The 17,454-nt window shown below is 49.8% G+C and carries 12 protein-coding genes, 11 tRNA genes and 1 rRNA gene; 1 reads left to right on the top strand and 23 read right to left on the bottom strand.

The window, feature by feature from the left end; genetic code table 11:
* The first annotated feature begins 61 nt into the window (after positions 1-61).
* Positions 62-667 carry a TetR/AcrR family transcriptional regulator gene (locus M3194_RS27445; RefSeq protein ID WP_251657313.1) on the top strand — a complete coding sequence of 202 codons (606 nt, stop codon included), beginning with the start codon at positions 62-64 and terminating at the stop codon, positions 665-667.
* 130 nt (positions 668-797) lie between these two features.
* On the opposite strand, the gene glmS is transcribed toward M3194_RS27445, so the two are convergent.
* From glmS to M3194_RS27330, 23 genes are all read right to left on the bottom strand, one after another.
* On the bottom strand, positions 798-2,630 hold the full coding sequence (gene glmS, locus M3194_RS27440; protein WP_251657312.1) for a glutamine--fructose-6-phosphate transaminase (isomerizing): 1,833 nt from the start codon (positions 2,628-2,630) through the stop codon (positions 798-800).
* Between the two features lie 676 nt (positions 2,631-3,306).
* Positions 3,307-4,647: a phosphoglucosamine mutase gene (glmM, locus tag M3194_RS27435; protein WP_251657311.1), complete on the bottom strand. Its 1,341-nt coding sequence runs from the start codon at positions 4,645-4,647 to the stop codon at positions 3,307-3,309.
* Positions 4,648-4,764: 117 nt separating this feature from the next.
* On the bottom strand, positions 4,765-6,243 hold the full coding sequence (locus M3194_RS27430; protein ID WP_251657310.1) for a CdaR family protein: 1,479 nt from the start codon (positions 6,241-6,243) through the stop codon (positions 4,765-4,767).
* Positions 6,236-7,087: a diadenylate cyclase CdaA gene (gene cdaA, locus M3194_RS27425; RefSeq protein WP_251657309.1), complete on the bottom strand. Its 852-nt coding sequence runs from the start codon at positions 7,085-7,087 to the stop codon at positions 6,236-6,238. The genes M3194_RS27430 and cdaA overlap by 8 nt, the downstream gene beginning before the upstream one ends.
* A gap of 199 nt (positions 7,088-7,286) precedes the next feature.
* Positions 7,287-7,937 carry a zf-HC2 domain-containing protein gene (locus M3194_RS27420; protein WP_311292242.1) on the bottom strand — a complete coding sequence of 217 codons (651 nt, stop codon included), beginning with the start codon at positions 7,935-7,937 and terminating at the stop codon, positions 7,287-7,289.
* A gap of 75 nt (positions 7,938-8,012) precedes the next feature.
* Entirely contained in the window at positions 8,013-8,579 is a 567-nt protein-coding gene (gene sigW / locus M3194_RS27415; RefSeq protein ID WP_091183636.1) for an RNA polymerase sigma factor SigW, read from the bottom strand.
* A gap of 202 nt (positions 8,580-8,781) precedes the next feature.
* Complete coding sequence (locus tag M3194_RS27410) at positions 8,782-9,702, bottom strand: EamA family transporter (protein WP_251657308.1); 921 nt, start codon at positions 9,700-9,702, stop codon at positions 8,782-8,784.
* Positions 9,703-9,872: 170 nt separating this feature from the next.
* Entirely contained in the window at positions 9,873-10,988 is a 1,116-nt protein-coding gene (locus tag M3194_RS27405) for a S1C family serine protease (RefSeq protein ID WP_251657307.1), read from the bottom strand.
* A 213-nt stretch (positions 10,989-11,201) separates the two neighbouring features.
* Complete coding sequence (gene ppc / locus M3194_RS27400; protein ID WP_251657306.1) at positions 11,202-14,012, bottom strand: phosphoenolpyruvate carboxylase; 2,811 nt, start codon at positions 14,010-14,012, stop codon at positions 11,202-11,204.
* Positions 14,013-14,198: 186 nt separating this feature from the next.
* Positions 14,199-14,272, bottom strand: a tRNA-Gly gene (locus M3194_RS27395).
* An 8-nt stretch (positions 14,273-14,280) separates the two neighbouring features.
* A tRNA-Pro gene (locus M3194_RS27390) sits at positions 14,281-14,357 on the bottom strand.
* A 29-nt stretch (positions 14,358-14,386) separates the two neighbouring features.
* Positions 14,387-14,463, bottom strand: a tRNA-Arg gene (locus M3194_RS27385).
* A gap of 6 nt (positions 14,464-14,469) precedes the next feature.
* Positions 14,470-14,544, bottom strand: a tRNA-Gly gene (locus M3194_RS27380).
* Positions 14,545-14,699: 155 nt separating this feature from the next.
* A complete protein-coding gene (locus M3194_RS27375) occupies positions 14,700-15,551 on the bottom strand; it encodes an ABC transporter ATP-binding protein (RefSeq protein ID WP_251657305.1) in 852 nt (283 codons plus the stop codon).
* 196 nt (positions 15,552-15,747) lie between these two features.
* Positions 15,748-16,482 (bottom strand): oxygen-insensitive NADPH nitroreductase, encoded by a 735-nt coding sequence (gene nfsA, locus M3194_RS27370; protein WP_251657304.1) that lies wholly within the window; start codon positions 16,480-16,482, stop codon positions 15,748-15,750.
* Between the two features lie 95 nt (positions 16,483-16,577).
* Positions 16,578-16,660: transfer RNA gene (locus M3194_RS27365), tRNA-Leu, on the bottom strand.
* A gap of 25 nt (positions 16,661-16,685) precedes the next feature.
* A tRNA-Lys gene (locus M3194_RS27360) sits at positions 16,686-16,758 on the bottom strand.
* Between the two features lie 9 nt (positions 16,759-16,767).
* A tRNA-Gln gene (locus M3194_RS27355) sits at positions 16,768-16,842 on the bottom strand.
* A 9-nt stretch (positions 16,843-16,851) separates the two neighbouring features.
* Positions 16,852-16,927, bottom strand: a tRNA-Val gene (locus tag M3194_RS27350).
* Positions 16,928-16,963: 36 nt separating this feature from the next.
* A tRNA-Glu gene (locus M3194_RS27345) sits at positions 16,964-17,038 on the bottom strand.
* A gap of 14 nt (positions 17,039-17,052) precedes the next feature.
* Positions 17,053-17,128, bottom strand: a tRNA-Thr gene (locus tag M3194_RS27340).
* 3 nt (positions 17,129-17,131) lie between these two features.
* Positions 17,132-17,207: transfer RNA gene (locus M3194_RS27335), tRNA-Asn, on the bottom strand.
* A gap of 125 nt (positions 17,208-17,332) precedes the next feature.
* Positions 17,333-17,454, bottom strand: a 23S ribosomal RNA gene (locus M3194_RS27330); the annotation flags it as partial.

Here is a 17,454-nt window from a genome sequence, read left to right as displayed (position 1 = left end):
TTTATTTTATTAGATGTATAATAAAAATAGACAATCGCATGGATGCTAAGAGGAGACACAGATGAAAAAAGGTGAAGTTACCAAAAAACATATTATTGAACAGGTCGCAAAGCTGATGAACCAACGAGGGTTTACATCCACTTCGCTTGCCGAAATCGTCGAAGTAAGCGGATTGCAAAAGGGCGGGATCTATAACCACTTCAAAGATAAGGAAGAAATCATCCTGCTGGCTTTTGATCAATGCTGCAAGATCATGTGGGAGCGAATTGAAAGCGAGCTTCAATCAAAAACCTCCGAAAAGGATCGATTACTCGCCTTTATCGAAGCCTATTTCTCGTTTGGCGATAATTCTCCCCTGGCTGGAGGATGTACGATTATGAACGCGGGCGTCGAAGCCGATGACGGTCAATCTCCCAGGCTGCTAGAGCAAGTACAGCAGCAAATGCGCATTCTGCTTCTGCAGCTTGAAGACATCGTTAAACGCGGAATCGAAAACAAAGAATTTCGCGCCGAGGCAGAGCCTCATGAAGCAGCAACGTTTATCATGTCTTCTATTGAGGGCGGTATCCTGTTGAGACAAATATTCGCCGAGGAGTCCCATGTTTTAACGGTGAAGAAGCATTTAAGCTTGTATATTAATCACGAGCTGTCTGCTATATCAGAGTAATTCCCGCTATGCCAATCCGCAGCTTGCTTGGACTGATAAAACAGATGATAAAGAACAACTCCCTAGTACTATGTACTAGGGAGTTGTTCTTTTATTTAATATCTTACTTAATACGACTAGAATGAATCCCTTACTCGACCGTTACGGATTTAGCCAGGTTACGCGGCTTATCAACGTCATGGCCAAGGGCCAGAGATGCGTAATAGGAGATCAGTTGAAGCGGTACAACGGACAGAGCTGGCGTCAGAAGCGGCAAGGTCTTCGGAATCGCGAACAATTCGTCAACCGATTTGCCAACCTCAACTTCGTTGCCGGCATTAGCGAGGCCCAGTACATGAGCGCCGCGCGCTTTTACTTCCTTGATATTGCTCAGCGTTTTCTCGTACAGCTCTTCTTGGGTTACCAATGCGATAACCGGAATGCCTTCTTCGATCAGCGCCAGCGTACCGTGCTTCAGCTCGCCTGCAGCATAAGCTTCGGAGTGAATGTACGAGATTTCTTTCAGCTTCAGCGATCCTTCTTGCGCAACTGCATAGTCCACTCCGCGGCCGATGAAGAACAGGCTCTTATGATGCGAGATCGACTCCGCTACTTGCTTCAGCACGGGAGCATTATCGAGGATGCTCTCTACTTGCTCAGGAAGCTCGTTCATCGCGGTGATCAGGCCAGCAACCGTTGCTTCGTCTTTCGTGCCCAGGATGCCTGCCAAGTGCAAGCCAAACAGATAGAATACAACCAGCTGCGACGTGTAAGCCTTTGTCGATGCTACCGCAATCTCGGGACCCGCCAAAGTAACGAGCACGTCATCCGCTTCGCGGGCAACCGAGCTCCCCACAACGTTAGTAATCGCCAGAACGCGCGCACCGTTACGTTTTGCTTCACGAAGCGCTGCCAGCGTATCCGCTGTTTCGCCGGATTGGCTTACAACGATCACGAGCGTGTCAGGCGTAATGATTGGCGAACGGTAACGGTATTCGGAAGCTACATCCGTCTCAACCGGAATGCGCGCGAGCGATTCAATAACCGTTTTGCCAACCATGCCGGCATGATAAGCGGTACCGCAAGCAACGATGTGCACTTTACGGATCGACTTCACGTAATCCGCTGTCATGGTCAGCTCTTGCAGGTTTACGGACTTGCCATCTTCCGCGATGCGGCCCAGCATGGTGTCTCGGTAAGCCTTTGGCTGCTCATAAATTTCTTTCAGCATAAAATGATCAAATCCGGCTTTCTCTGCTGTGACGAGATCCCAATCGACATGGTATATTTCCTTGGAAATAAATTCGCCCTCAGTCGTCATGAGTTCGACACCATCGCGTGTCAATACAGCCATTTCGCCGTCGTTCAAGATATATACATTTCGAGTATGCTCCAAAATTGCCGGAATATCCGACCCGATAAAGTTCTCGCCTTCGCCGATACCGATTACAAGCGGGCTTGCAAAACGAACCGCAACCAGACGCTCTGGTTCGAATTCAGTCAGCACGCCAAGCGCAAATGCGCCGCGCATGCGTTTTACAGCACGTTGTACCGCTTCGACAACGTTGCCGTCGTATTCGTCAGCAACCAGGTGCGAGATAACCTCCGTGTCAGTCTCCGACACAAAACGATGGCCCTTCGCAATCAGCTCATCTTTCAGATCCAGGTAGTTTTCGACAATGCCGTTATGCACGACCGAGAACTTCGCCGAGTTATCTGTATGAGGATGCGAGTTAACGTCCGATGGCTTGCCATGAGTAGCCCAACGCGTATGACCGATACCAACCGATCCGGCCAGCGGCTCATCGCGCAGTTTATCCTCCAGCACAGCCAGACGGCCTTTGGATTTCTTGATCTCCAGTCCGTTCGTTGTGAATACTGCAATACCAGCGGAGTCATAACCCCGGTATTCCAGCTTCTTCAACCCTTCGATCAAAATATCCTGAGAATCGCGTTTACCAATATATCCAACAATACCACACATATATAAAAACCTCCGATAATCGATAGTTGTCTCCCAACTATGACTACGGCTGCCAGCCTATATGCGGCACAGGCGTTATTTCCCCTATTGCCCGTGCCGACCTCTCAGGCGGCACCATAGACATACGGGAGCATGTTTACTAACTCGAAATGATAATATCAATAATTGCAGCCTGCCGAACGTTTGTGAGATCAGTCACCCAATCTTTTTGCGTTACGGCTTTCGGTTGGCTTACAGTAACCGGGAGGTCCCCGCCGAACATTTCGAACACCCCCACCTCGTCAGCTTCATGTATGCTCCTTCCATCATCGCAACCCTGATTGGAAGAACGTCATCCCCTTGAAGCTCTGGCGCTTATAAAACATGAATGTAACCTCTATCCTCGCTTTCCTGCTGGAATCATACTTCCTATCATATTCACTTTCGACTGGTTTCGCAACCTGAACTTTAGGCGCAGGACGAACAACGCCCGCATTTTCTCCTATTAATATACGCCTTCTCGTCCGAATTGCCCAAGCCCTGCCTTACATTTGCCCCATATTTACAAATAAATGAATTCCCTTACATTACCTATATATTCATTAGCCTAGCCGCAAATGTAAAGTCTCCACGGAATCGTGGAGACTTTATACTTGTCGGCAACACTAGACCTATGCCTGCTTAAGGCTGCTAACGCTTAGCCTAATTGCTTTTTCACCACGTCAACGATTCGAGCCACATAATTTTCGATCTGGTCCTTTTCCGGGCCTTCGGCCATTACGCGGATAAGCGATTCCGTGCCGGAAGGACGAACAAGCACGCGGCCGTTATCGCCAAGCTCCTGCTCGACTTGCTCAACGGCACTTGCGATTGCAGCGTTTCCTGCGTACAGGCCCTTGTCCTCTACGCGAACGTTGACCAGCACCTGCGGATATTTGCTCATCAGGTTCTTCAGCTCGCTCAGCTTCTGGCCTGATGCCACAAGCGTGTCTACCAGCTGCAGAGCCGTCAGGATGCCGTCGCCGGTTGTATTGTAATCGAGGAAAATAACATGGCCGGACTGCTCGCCGCCCAGGTTATAGCCGCCGCGGCGCATTTCTTCCATCACGTAGCGGTCGCCTACCGCTGTTTGCGCGGTTTGCAGACCAAGACGCTGCGTCGCTTTGAAGAAGCCAATATTCGCCATGACCGTCGTAACGATGGTGTCGTTCTTCAGCTTGCCGGCCCGCTTCATCGCATCGCCGCAAATGCACAGGATATAGTCGCCGTCGACTTCCTCGCCCTTATCGTCAATAGCGATCAGACGGTCAGCATCGCCGTCGAACGAAAGTCCCAAATCCGCGCCGTGCGCCAATACCTGCTCGCGCAAATATTCCGGATGCGTTGAACCAACGCCCGCATTAATGTTGCGGCCGTCCGGCTCCGCGCCAACGGTAATAATCTCCGCTCCAAGCTCGCGGAATACTTTGGGCGCCAGCTCGTAAGCCGAGCCATGCGCACAGTCAAGAACGATCTTCAAGCCTGCGAAATCGCCTTTAATCGTTGTTTTCAAATAATCGAGGAAACGATATTTCGCGTTGTCGTCATTCGTTACCGTTCCAATCTCGCCGCCGATTGGACGAGGCAGCTCATCCACTTCCGCATCAATCAGGCGCTCGATCTCAAGCTCTGTCTCATCGGACAGCTTGAAGCCGTCGCCGCCAAAGAACTTAATGCCGTTATCTTGAACCGGATTATGAGAAGCCGAGATCATGACGCCCGCATCCGCTTTAAGCTCGCGCGTGATATACGCAACCGCTGGAGTCGATACGACGCCAAGACGAATAACGCTCGCGCCAATCGACAAAAGACCTGCGATAAGCGCTGCTTCCAGCATCGGACCCGAGATCCGCGTATCCAGGCCGATAACCACCTTAGGCTTATCCGCCTGACCTGTTAACACATAACCGCCGCAGCGGCCGATTTTATAAGCAAGCTCCGGAGTAAGCTCCTGATTGGCTACTCCTCGCACTCCGTCCGTACCAAAATATTTCCCCATATTTTCTCATGCCCCTTTTGTCGTTAAATCTGCTGCTGCAATAGCCTATTCCTAATCCTACTCGATCGGAGGCCTCATTTAAACTACTTTTCAATCTCCCGCTTCCAAATACAAGCTTCACGGGCTGGTATCCGGTTCTGTCTCGTTGCCTGTGCCTGAACCGGGATCGGGATCGGTGTTCGAACCATTATCCGTGCCCGTATTGTCTCCGGAGCCGTTACCGTTGCCGGCACCGGTATTTGAGCCCGGATCCGACGTTGCCGGCGGCGGCGAATGACTAGGCGAGCCCTCCGGCTGACCGCCAGCGGGAACATCCCCGTTCCCGCTGCCTTCATCCGTGTTGTTCCCGCCGCCTGTTGCATTTTTATCCGTAATATCCAGCGTAACCGTGAACTTCTGCGACTTATCGGCCAGGTCGATAAACCTTGGGAGCTTCACAAGAATCGGAAACGTTGTCTGACCAATCTTCGCTTCGCTCAAGTCCGCGATCAGGCGCACATCTTCGTCCTGAAGCGCCGCCAGCATATTGGACGATCCATGGACGGTAACCGAGATATGACCATCCGCAGGATCCTTGAAGGCAGCCTTCAAGCCTTCCGGCAGGTCATTCAAGATCACGCTTCGGTCCAGCGTTAACGTCTGGGAAGGAACTACCGTAACGGCTACATCGATTTCTGACGGCTCGACCATCTTCACATCGCCTACTGCCGATACTTTGGCTTTTACCGTACCCGTTTCCTTAATCTTCGATAAATCAACCGTAACGCCGCCAGTATAGGTTTCCATGGAATCCAGCAGCTTCTGGTCGCCGTATACGGCGACCTTATCAATATCCGCCTTCACCGAGCTTATGCTGAGACCATCCGGCAGACTTCCCGTGAAGCTGATCTGCAGCGGCATCGTCTTCATCGGCGGCGTAACCGGAACCTCGACTTCTACTGTAGAAGGCCGGATGATGGCATGCTCCATTGCTTCGCCTTCCGTATCGTAAACGACAACCTGCGCTTTTTTATTGACGACGGTCTTCTCCGCGCCTTCAATATCGACGGTTGTTCGCACCGCTCCGACAAGAGCCATCTCGTCCTTCGGCAGCGTGATGTTCACGATTGTGCCGGATTTCACCGTTGGCGCACCTGCGATATAACCATTCGCTGGCGTCCCTTCCGTTGCGACCCCAAGATCGAAGGTCTTCGTCTCGATCTCCACTACATCTACAGTAGCGGAACGGGGAGACATTTCAATCAGACTAATGCCCTTGGGCAAATCATAGGTCAACGGCACCACATGCTCGCCTGCGGTCACATGGCTTAGATCCAGATGTACAACATAATCTTCGTCCTTCAAGGTCAGCAGACTGGCACGGCGCCCTTCCACGACAAGCCGGACTACGGTAGGTTCGACATTTACGAGTGCATATTTCGTTTCATCAAGTCCCGTCGGGATAACCGATGCGGCCTCAATGACTTTGGTATCCAAATTAGAAGTAACGGTGGCCGGCGTCGATTCCGGATCGAAATGGACAACCGCCCACAGAAGCAAAGCAATGGCGACAGAGAGAATTCTGAGCATCGTCGGATGACTTAACCACTTATCCATCGCGGCCCCCTTTCCGCTTCCAGAACGAGAACGAGAACGAAGACACGGTTGCCCGCTCCTTGCTGCTCGTCTGCTTTGGCGTCAGCTCCTCGAACAGCTTGGAAATAAGCGATTCTTCCTTAATATCGCGAACGATCATTCCGTTAATCGCGAGGGAGACTTGTCCCGTCTCTTCCGATACGATAACCGCAACGGCGTCGCTGACCTCGCTCACCCCGATAGCGGCACGGTGACGAGTCCCAAGCTCCTTGCTGATAAACGGATTTTCAGAGAGCGGCAGATAACAGCCGGCAGCCATTATCTGATTGCCCCGGATTATTACGGCTCCGTCATGGAGCGGCGTATTCGGCGTGAAAATATTTATGAGCAGCTCGGATGTAATCCGCGACTCCATCTGGATCCCGGATTCAATGAGCTCGCTGACTCCTGTATTACGTTCAAAGACGATCAGTGCCCCGACGCTTCGCTGAGACATATGCTGAACGGCTTTCATGACGCTCTCGACCTGTTCAGCCACAATATCCTTCTCCAGCGATGATGTACGAGCAAACAGCTTGCCGCGCCCCAATTGCTCGAGCGCGCGCCGAAGCTCCGGTTGAAAAATAATAAGTACGGACACGACGCCAAACGTAAACATCTGGTTCATCAGCCATTTCAGCGTATACAAGTTAAACCAGGTGCTGATTGCCCAGGTACCGACCAGTACCAGTATCCCTTTCAGTAGCTGGACGGCTCTTGTACCCCTCACAAGCAAAATCAATTTATAGATGATATAACTAACAATGCCGACATCAATGATGTCCTTAATCCAGCCATTCCAAGTCAAATCGTTGAAGTAATTCATAGATCAACCCCCAAACTGCCGACGACACTCATCTTTAAAATATAAGATTGTATATAACTTCTCTATACTGCGCTTATATTTCACCCGCAAAACGTTTACGTTTATTTGGATTCAACTTTATTATTTTCTAGAATTGCTCTTGGAAACCCTTTTTTTTAGAAAAAAAATAACTGCCTCTCTGCAAGAGAGGCAGTTCGTCCTAAGAAGCCAATCCGCTGAACGTTTCCGTCACTTTGTACCAGAACCAGTCAAGCGCCTGATCAATGGTTCGGCTTTGTCCGGTAATGTACCCGGTTGATGCCAGATTCAGGCTTCCGTCGATGACCGTAACATTGCCATCCACTTCACCCTTCACATCAGCCGTTCCATTCTCGACAACCAAATTACCCTTCACGTGGGCACCTTCGGGAACCGTAACCGTGTTTCCATTAATGACTACCTGCTGCAGATCTTCACCGGATACAATCAGCTTGGAATCCTGCTCCCATATCGAAGTGAAGCTGCCAAGCATAACAAGAACGAACAACGCGGCAGCAGTAAGGCCCGGATACTTGTAAATGTACCGAAGCAAGCCGCGACGCTCTTTGGTTATTGCCGGTTTCGGCAGCTGCGCCATAATACGGTCAGTTAAAGCTGATTTATCATAATCCGGAATAGAAACGGTGTGCTCAATTGTACCCAGCATCATCGCTTCCGTCTTCTCCAGCTGTTCAAAGCGGGCTAGGCAAGCGGGACATGAGTGCAGATGAGTTTGTAATTCTCGCGCATCTTCGCGCGGCAGATCGCCGTCCAAATAGTCATGCATCCATACAACCGCGACGTTGCAGTTCATAGCAGCCAGTCCTTTCATTCGTTTGCTCGCGCATAAGCTCTTCACATTTATAAAGTACGTACAGCTCGCATCAGATGTTTCACTTTTTTTGCGTTATAGCTTGTGCTCCAGTTTTTTCCGCAGAAACTCCCTGCCGCGGTGGACGCGTGTCTTGATCGTCGTCACCGGCATATCGAGCACATCGCTGATTTCTTGCAGAGACATCTCCTGAATATAGCGGAGCATCATAATCGTCTTGTACTTCGGAGGCAGCGAATCAATGGAATCATGAATAATGCGCTGGGTCTCCGACAGCAGCAGCTCCGACTCTGGCGTACGGTCATCGCTTGGGATCATGGAATAGCCGTCCAGTCCTTCATGATCCGTGGACTCGGCGTCCAGCGAGTAGGAGGGCTTGCGCTTCCTCAGCCGGTCGATGCACAGATTAGTCGCGATCCGGTAGATCCACGTCGAAAATTTAAGCGACTCATCATATCGCTCCAGATTTTTATAGACACGCAGAAAGGTTTCCTGAACGACGTCCTCCGCCTCCTGGCGGTTATATAACATTCGGTAGGCCATATGGAACAGCTTGTCCTGATACAGCCCTACAAGCTCAGCAAATGCCCGCTGGTCGCCTTTCAACGCTAACCGGGCGAGGCGGGCTTCCAATACATTCACTATTCATCCTCCTACAAAGAATTATCACATGCCTTTCGTGATAATTCTTACTTCGTAAGCATGGTCCAATCACGTGCTCTTTCGTGATAATTCTTACTTCGTAAGCATGCTCCAATCACATGCCTTTCGTGATAATTCTTACTTCGTAAGCATGCTCCAATCACGTGCTCTTCGTGATAATTCTTACTTCGTAAGCGTCCTCTCACGTTTGAACCGTTTGCTGTCTTCGTCGGGAGCCGTATTCAGCCAGCACAACTCCCCCAAGAATGAGCACGATGCCGATTATATCGCTAAGCGATATCGACTCTCCGAGAATAAGCCAGGCGCTGACAACCGCAAAGGGCAGCTCCATCGCTCCAAGCATGGAAGCCAACCCGCTTCCGACCCGCGGAATACCGGCATTAAAGAAGACAGTCGGCATAACTTGTCCGATCAGCCCAAGCGCGAACCCCCATCCCAGAAGTCCCCATTGCTGATCCTGTCCGCCCTCAAATGCCTTATAGCCATACAAGGCTAGAATAACGATAAATCCACATGACATCATAATAGCCGATTTATATACGGGATCATAACCAGGTGCCACTCTTCCGGCCAAAAACAGAAACAGGCTGTAAGACAACGCCGAGGCTAGTCCAAATCCTACGCCTGCCCAGTCCATATCCATAAGCTTATTTTGAAGCAATCCGGCAGCCAATACCGTTCCTGCCATGCTTATGACAATAGCTGCCCATTGCCATCTGGTCGGCCATTTCCGGTTCCGCAAACTTTCTAGAAAAATCGTAATCCACATGAACTGAAAAAGCAAGACAATTGAGAAAGAAGCATCCAGCTTCTCCAGCGTTTGATTATAAAATACCGTCGTCATGCTAAGGCCAAAAATGCCGGTAAACGCTAATGCCCCCCAATGCTTGAAGCTGAAGGCCAGCTTGCTCCAGGTACCCGGCCGAAGCAGAATCAGAATCCATAGGAGCGCAGCCCCCAAGCCGACCTGATGCACGGTAATTTGTTGAAAGGTATACTCCTGCTTATAAGCAAGCTTTAGAACCGGCGACATCATTCCGTAGCATGCCGCAGCGATAATAACCATGATTACGCCTGTCCAATAGCCAGATGAAGTTTTCATTGTACAAAAATCCTCCATTCGCATCTGGTCTATTATATCGGTTCTTTTACTACAAAAGCAAAATGAATTTGGCGAGTTTTCCGCCTTTATTCGTCTCCCCATTAATAGCAAAAGCGAAGAAGCATGCCTGCCTCTTCGCTCACAAACCTTCTATAATTAATACAAGTCCATTAAACCGTACGACCAAGCAGTTGTTTTAGTGTTTCCTGGATGGTGCTTGTCGGTATAGCGAAGCCAATGCCTTGCGCCTCCGCATTTACGGCTGTGTTGATTCCGATTACTTCACCTTTGGCATTCAAGAGCGGTCCGCCGGAGTTGCCGGGGTTAATGGAAGCATCCGTCTGCAGCAGATGTTCATATTGATGCTCGCTGCCATCCTCTTCGCTGATTGTAATGGGACGTTCCTTCGCGCTAAGAACCCCAACTGTCATCGTATGGTCAAAGCCGTACGGGTTGCCGATGGCAATCACCCAGTCCCCGATAGCCGTTTGATCCGAATCGCCAATCGCTAGGGTCGGGAATGCTTTTGTTCCGGTAATTTTAAGTACGGCCAAGTCCTGATCCGCATTCTCCCCTACAACCTCGGCAACAAACGGCTCATCGTAGCCTTCAACTTGCACCTTCACCTGCGCTGCACCCGCAACAACATGGTCATTGGTCAGAATGTAGCCGGACGATTCAAAAAAGAACCCTGTCCCCGTACCGCTTAACTGCAGCTGCGAGCTGTCCAGCGAACCGGATTTTCCGCTTGCCTGCGGCACTTCACCAAATCCCTGCCAGCCGCCTCTTCCGCCGAAGCCTCTTCCGCTGCTTTGAACCGGTTCTGCATAGTTCTCAATCTTCACGACCGCAGGGGAGGCTGCTTTGTATACATCCGCGATAGAAGCATCTACGCTTGCCGAGGCGGTTTTGACACCTGCATTCTGCTGCGCCGTATTACTTGCCAATGTTGTTGCTATGGAAGGCTGTTGATTGGCGGTAAACAGATTCGTCCGGTCCGAAGCATACATGAAGCCGCTGATTACGACTGCACCAACAAGAAAAGCCGCTACCATCGCTTTAGCCTGCGATTTTTTACCCTGCTTCTTGCCGCCGCGCCCGGATCCGCCATTCGAACCATCTGTGCCTTCCATCAGCTGCAATTGATGCTCGTAGGCTTCACGAAGGCCAACTGCAGAACGGTTAGGACCATAAGTATAGGTGTATGGCTTATGTTCTGCTTTGGATTCCGTCTTATCTGTATCGTTTACATCAACATGGTTATTTTCAAATTCGTTATTATTCATTATTATCGCTCCTTTGTTCATGCAATTGTTTTTTCAATTGATGTCGCTTGCTTGATTACTATCATGAAGGTTGTACCTTAAATCAAACTTAAGCGTATTTAAAAGGAGGATAAATAATAGGCGAAAAGCAATCTTTCTCATATATAAACAAAAAAACGGGCAATCCAACTTGTTAAAAGTCGAATTGCCCGGTTTTATGGATTGCCCTTGCTGTTAGCCCGTGTTTCTCAGACCAGCCGCAATGCCGTTAATGGTAAGAAGTACTTCGCGTAGCAGCTCAGGATCGTCTTCTTCCTTCGCGCGCAGTTCTCTCAGCTCTGTCAGCAATTGAACCTGCATGTAGCTGAGCGGATCCACGTACGGGTTACGCAGACGAATCGACTCTTGGATAACTGGTACGTTATCCAGGATCTCATCCTGACCCGTAATTCTTAGAATCATGTTCGAAGTCAGCTTATATTCGTTCTCGATCTGCGTAAAGATGCGGTCGCGAATCGTGCTGTCGGCGATCATATCCGCATACTCCTTCGCAATCGTCAGATCTGCTTTAGCCAGTGCCATCTGCAGATTGTCGATAAGCGAGCGGAAGAACGGGAATTTCTCGTACATTGTCTTCAGTGTTTCAAGACGCTGCTCATCATCGCCCGTGTATTGCTTAAGCGCTGTACCTGCCGCATACCATGCAGGCAGCAAGTAACGGCTTTGCGTCCATGCGAATACCCAAGGAATCGCGCGCAGATCTTCAAAGCGGTCGCTGTTTTTCCGTTTCGATGGACGGGAACCGATGTTCAGCTCGCCAACCTCGGGAAGCGGAGTCGACTCTTTGAAGTAAGTCAGGAAGTCCGGATCACGGAAGATTAAATCCTGGTATTTGTTCAGAGCCGTTTCCGAGATGGAACGGGAAATCTCTTCCCACTCTTTCAGCACTGCATCATCCTGAGCCTGCGGATATTTAGCTAGACGCGCAGCCGTTATAAGCGCCCATGTTGCTTGCTCAAGGCTGCGATAAGCAATGCCTTGCATCGAGTAACGCGAGGACAATACTTCGCCTTGCTCGGTAATCTTAATTCCGCCGCCAACCGTATGAGGCGGTTGAGCCAGGATACTGCGGTTAAGCGGCATGCCGCCACGGCCAAGCGCACCGCCGCGTCCATGGAAAAACTTCAGCTTCACGCCGTGTTCGCCGGCAGTTGCCGTAATATCGTTAAGAGCTACGCGCAGCTCCCAGTTTGCTGTTACCGCGCCGCCGTCTTTATTGCTATCCGAGTAACCAAGCATGATCTCATGCAGGTCGCCTCTTGCTGCTACAGCCTGACGATAAATCGGCAGTTCGAAGAGCAGCTTCATGATGCCAGGAGCAGCATGAAGGTCGTCAATGGTTTCGAAGAGAGGCACCGATTGAAGCGTGCAACGAACGCTTCCGTCCGCTTCCTTGCGGAACAGGCCAACCTCTTTCGCGAATACCATAACCTCCAGCATGTCGCTTGCGCCTTGCGTCATACTAATCAGATAAGTCGAAATACAATCCGGTCCAAACTCCTGCTGGGCTTTGTATACCGTATGATATACGTCCAGACATTCGCGTGTCGACGGCGAATAATCGAGGTGCGAAGAAGTAAGCGGACGAGGATCCTCCAGCAATTTGCCGAGCAATTCAATCTTCTCTTCTTCCGACAGGGAAGCGTAGTCGGACACGACATTCATTTTCGCCAATACTTCAGCCATCGCATTCTCATGCTCTTGGCTGTGCTGACGGATATCAAGCGCAAGCATATGGAAGCCAAACAGCTCAACTTGACGAACCAGCTTGCCGATATGCGTATCCGCTACATAATCTGCAAAATGCCCACGCAAGCTGCGGTCGATAATATGCAGATCTTCGAGCAGCTCGCTTGCGCTGTTATAACGCATTGGCGAGCCTTTCATCGACTCGTCGCGAGTATTAGCCAGCTTCTCAAGCATAAAGCCGAGCTTAATGCGGTAAGGCTCCTTCGCATTGCGCCACAAGTCGATGCACTTCAGCTCAACATGCTCACGGTCTTTCTTAATGGAGTTAATCAGCTCTTCCGATACTTCAACCAAGTTCGTGCTGAAGCTCAAAATACCAACAAGCTCATTTAACTTCTCTTCATATTTCTTAATAGCAAGCTGGCGGTTAAGCGTCAGCGTCTCCCATGTTATCTTCGCGGTTACCGACGGGTTGCCGTCGCGGTCTCCGCCGATCCATGAGCCAAAGCGCAGATAACTTGGTACATGCCAGGACTCGCCCGGATAATATTTAGTAAGATTCCGTTCTAATTCTTCATATACGTTAGGAAGCACTTCAAACAAGGTCTCGTCGAAATAATACAACCCGTTGCGCACTTCATCAATAACAGTTGGCTTACGGTCGCGAAGCTCATCAGTCTGCCACAGAATAAGCACTTCGTTGAGCAGCTTGTCCCGAAGGATCTCGCGTTCACGGTAAGTCAGAGTCGGATTATCAAGCTCCATTACATCTTCGGCAATCCGCTTATGAATATCAAGTACGGCACGACGAGTCGCTTCCGTTGGATGCGCAGTCATCACGAGCTCAAGAGAAATATTGCTCAAGATTTCTTGAACGCCTTCAATGTCTATATTGCGCTCTTTCAGATCGGAAATCGCGCTCTCAATGGAACCTCGTTGTACACTTTCCCCGGCCGAACGCTCGTAGTCGCGTTTACGGCGAATACGATGGTTTTGCTCTGCAATGTTGACCAATTGGAAGTAGATCGCAAATGCACGAATCACTTGATGGCGAATTTCGGGGCTTAATGATGCAATTGTCGTCTTAAACTGTTCAAAAAGCTCGGGCACAAATTCTGCGCGTAACGCTTTACTTGTTTCACGAATTTGCTCGACGATATCCAGCAGTTCGCGGCCGCCTTGATGGACGAGCACTTCCCCAAGTATGTTGCCTAGGAAACGGACGTCTCTGCGCAGCAAATTGTTAGCCTGCGGCCGGTGTTGTGCCGATAAAGTCGATGTTACTTGGTCCGACATACTGATCCTCCTGTACTTTAACGCATTTTCAACTTCCTATCATCATACTACAAAATGACGCTCGGTTGAAGCCCGAAGCCCCCACTTTCTTTTGCAGAACGCACGAAAGGCAGTCCCCAAGGGGGCTGCCAATATAAGGGCATAAAATATAAAAACTCCTTCCGGAGAAGGAGATTGTTTGAGAAGTGGAGCGGGTGATGGGAATCGAACCCACGCTATTAGCTTGGAAGGCTAAAGTTCTACCATTGAACTACACCCGCGTATTAAATGGTCGGGATGACACGATTTGAACATGCGACCCCCTGGTCCCAAACCAGGTGCTCTACCAAGCTGAGCTACATCCCGACAAGTATGAAGTAAGTATTAGTAAGAAATGGCGCGGCCTAAGAGATTCGAACTCCTGACCTTTTGATTCGTAGTCAAACGCTCTATCCAGCTGAGCTAAGGCCGCACATTATGGAGCGGAAGACGGGAATCGAACCCGCGACCCTCGCCTTGGCAAGGCGATGCTCTACCGCTGAGCCACTTCCGCATGTTACTTTCGATGTCGCTTGCGTTGTTTATCATCGCGGCGACAAGTAATAATATATCACCTTCGAAAACAAAATGCAACTCTTTTATAAAAGTTTTTTAAAGAATTTTTTTGAAAGGAAAAGCCGCGCTATTCAGCACGGCTTTTCGGTATGATTATGCTCCTGCAGCAGTCAAAATACGTTCAGGTTTCGAGTCAGGCAACACTTTAACCGCAGCCGCTTCGCCAGCCAAAGCGTAAGGAAGGCAAAGCGGTACTCCTGTACGAGGATCTGGAACGATATCTGCTTCGATATTAAATACTTCACGCAGAATATCCGGTGTCATGACTTCAGCCGGAGTTCCTTCCCCTACAACCGTACCCTTCTTAATCGCTACCATATGATGCGCGTAGCGGGAAGCATGGTTCAAATCATGGACGACCATCACGACTGTACGATTGTTCAGCTCATTAAGCTTCTGCAGCAAATGAAGAACTTCCAGCTGATGGGCCATGTCCAGGAAGGTTGTTGGTTCGTCTAGGAACAAAATATCCGTCTCTTGAGCAAGTGCCATTGCAATCCATGCACGCTGGCGTTGGCCACCCGACAATTGATCCACAGGCCGCTCTGTGAATTCACCCATGCCAGTCGCTTCAATCGCCCATTGGATAATACGACGGTCTTCCTTCGTCAAAGAACCAAAGCCCTTCTGATAAGGGAAACGGCCATACGATACAAGCTCGGCAACCGTAAGGCCGTCCGGAGCTGTCGGATTCTGCGGCAAAATCGCAAGCTGTTTTGCCACTTCTTTCGTAGACTGCTTGTGAATCGATCTGCCGTCCAAGAGTACACTGCCTCCAGATGGATGCATTAACCGTGCCATTGTCTTCAGGATGGTCGATTTACCAGATCCGTTAGAGCCGACAAGGGCTGTAATTTCACCTTGAGGGATGGCAATATTTAAATTTTGAACGATGAGTCGATCATCATAAGCAATGTCCAGATTCAAAGTCGCAAGACGAATCATTTGACCTGCACGCTCCTTCCGATGCCGTAAGGCAGATCGTTTTCAAATTATGCGCCTGCAGCGCGTTCCGTGATAACAATTATCAATTAACTAGGTATAATGATAATCGTTCTCAGGTTCGATGTCAATGACAGAAATGTGATACTTGCCCACATGACATATAAACCCACGCTGCGACCCGATCCGACAATCCGTATTATTCGAGCTTAAACCCCTGCTTCTGTAGAAAGGATCTCATATGCATGCGTACTGGACCAGCCTTGCCCGCCATAGCAAGCGACCAAGTCGTACTTACTTTTCCGTTCGATCTAGCCTTCATATATGTGCTCAATGTTTCATCATAATCATCAATAGCAGAGTCTATGGTATCGGGTTTGTAACTATTCTCGAAATAGACTGCGCGCAGAGGCAAGCGCGGCCGGTCAAGCGGCGACTGATCCGGAACGCCAATGCACATCCCAAACACGGGGTATACATACTGAGGAAGCCCCAGGAGCTCCGCTACCCTATCCGGATGATTGCGTATGCCGCCGATATACACGATACCAAGTCCAAGAGACTCCGCGGCGACAGCCGCATTCTGAGCCGCTAATGTCGCATCTACGGTAGCAATAATGAAGTTTTCCGTGCTGCTTGGCATCTCTCCATCATAATGCCGTTTGGCGGCTTGCTCCCAGCGGTACAGATCCGCACACCAGACGAGGAATACGGGGCTCTCCTCGACATATGCCTGGTTGCCAGCCAGCTTGGCCAGTTCGCTCCGCAATTCCTTGTCCGTAATACCAATAACGGAATAAGCCTGCATGTTGCTTGAAGTAGAAGCTTGTTGAGCCGCTGTTAATATCGCCTCCAGTTGTTCTCCCGTAACCGGATCCTTCGTGAATTTACGAATTGAGCTATGCTGCTTCAACAAGGTTATTGTCTCATTCATTATGACTTCTCCTTTGCTTATAAAATAAAGTTATATGGCTACAATGTAGCATAAAAAAACCTTCAGGACATCTCCTGAAGGTTTGGATTTAAGTATGGTGCGCGTAGAGGGACTTGAACCCCCACGGTCGCCCGCCAGATCCTAAGTCTGGTGCGTCTGCCAATTCCGCCATACGCGCATGGGTGAAACTTATTAAGGAAAAGTGAGCCATGAAGGACTCGAACCTTCGACACCCTGATTAAAAGTCAGGTGCTCTACCAACTGAGCTAATGGCTCTTATTAAAATGGCTGGGGATCAAGGATTCGAACCTTGGAATGACGGAGTCAAAGTCCGTTGCCTTACCGCTTGGCTAATCCCCAAAGCTGTAATGGTGGAGGCTGAGGGGATCGAACCCCCGACCCTCTGCTTGTAAGGCAGATGCTCTCCCAGCTGAGCTAAGCCTCCACAGGCAATTTGTTTCCACCAACATAAGAAAGATAATGGTGACCCGTAGGGGATTCGAACCCCTGTTACCTCCGTGAAAGGGAGGTGTCTTAACCCCTTGACCAACGGGCCTTGCAAAATTCTTCTGGAGCTCTCAACCGGGATCGAACCGGTGACCTCATCCTTACCATGGATGCACTCTACCTACTGAGCTATGAGAGCAAATGGCTCCCCGAACAGGACTCGAACCTGTGACAACTCGATTAACAGTCGAGTGCTCTACCAACTGAGCTATCAGGGAATACATTCAAAGCTTGTGCCTTGAAAACTGGATGCGAAATAATGTTCTCCTTAAGTTTCTTGCGGGGTCCCCGAAAAGTAATCGGAATAAGCAGCAACGCTTAACTTCACTTTTTGGGGGTGTTTTAGGATAAGCCCTCGACCGATTAGTATTCGTCAGCTCCACACATTGCTGTGCTTCCACCCCGAACCTATCAACCTCGTCGTCTTCAAGGGGTCTTACTAGTTGGGAAATCTCATCTTGAGGG

The sequence above is a fragment of the Paenibacillus glycanilyticus genome, assembly GCF_023715145.1.
Classification (GTDB): Bacteria; Bacillota; Bacilli; order Paenibacillales; family Paenibacillaceae; genus Pristimantibacillus; species Pristimantibacillus glycanilyticus_A.
The sequence above is the reverse complement of the archived record's forward strand: the minus strand, read 5'-3'. Positions and strand labels throughout refer to the sequence as shown.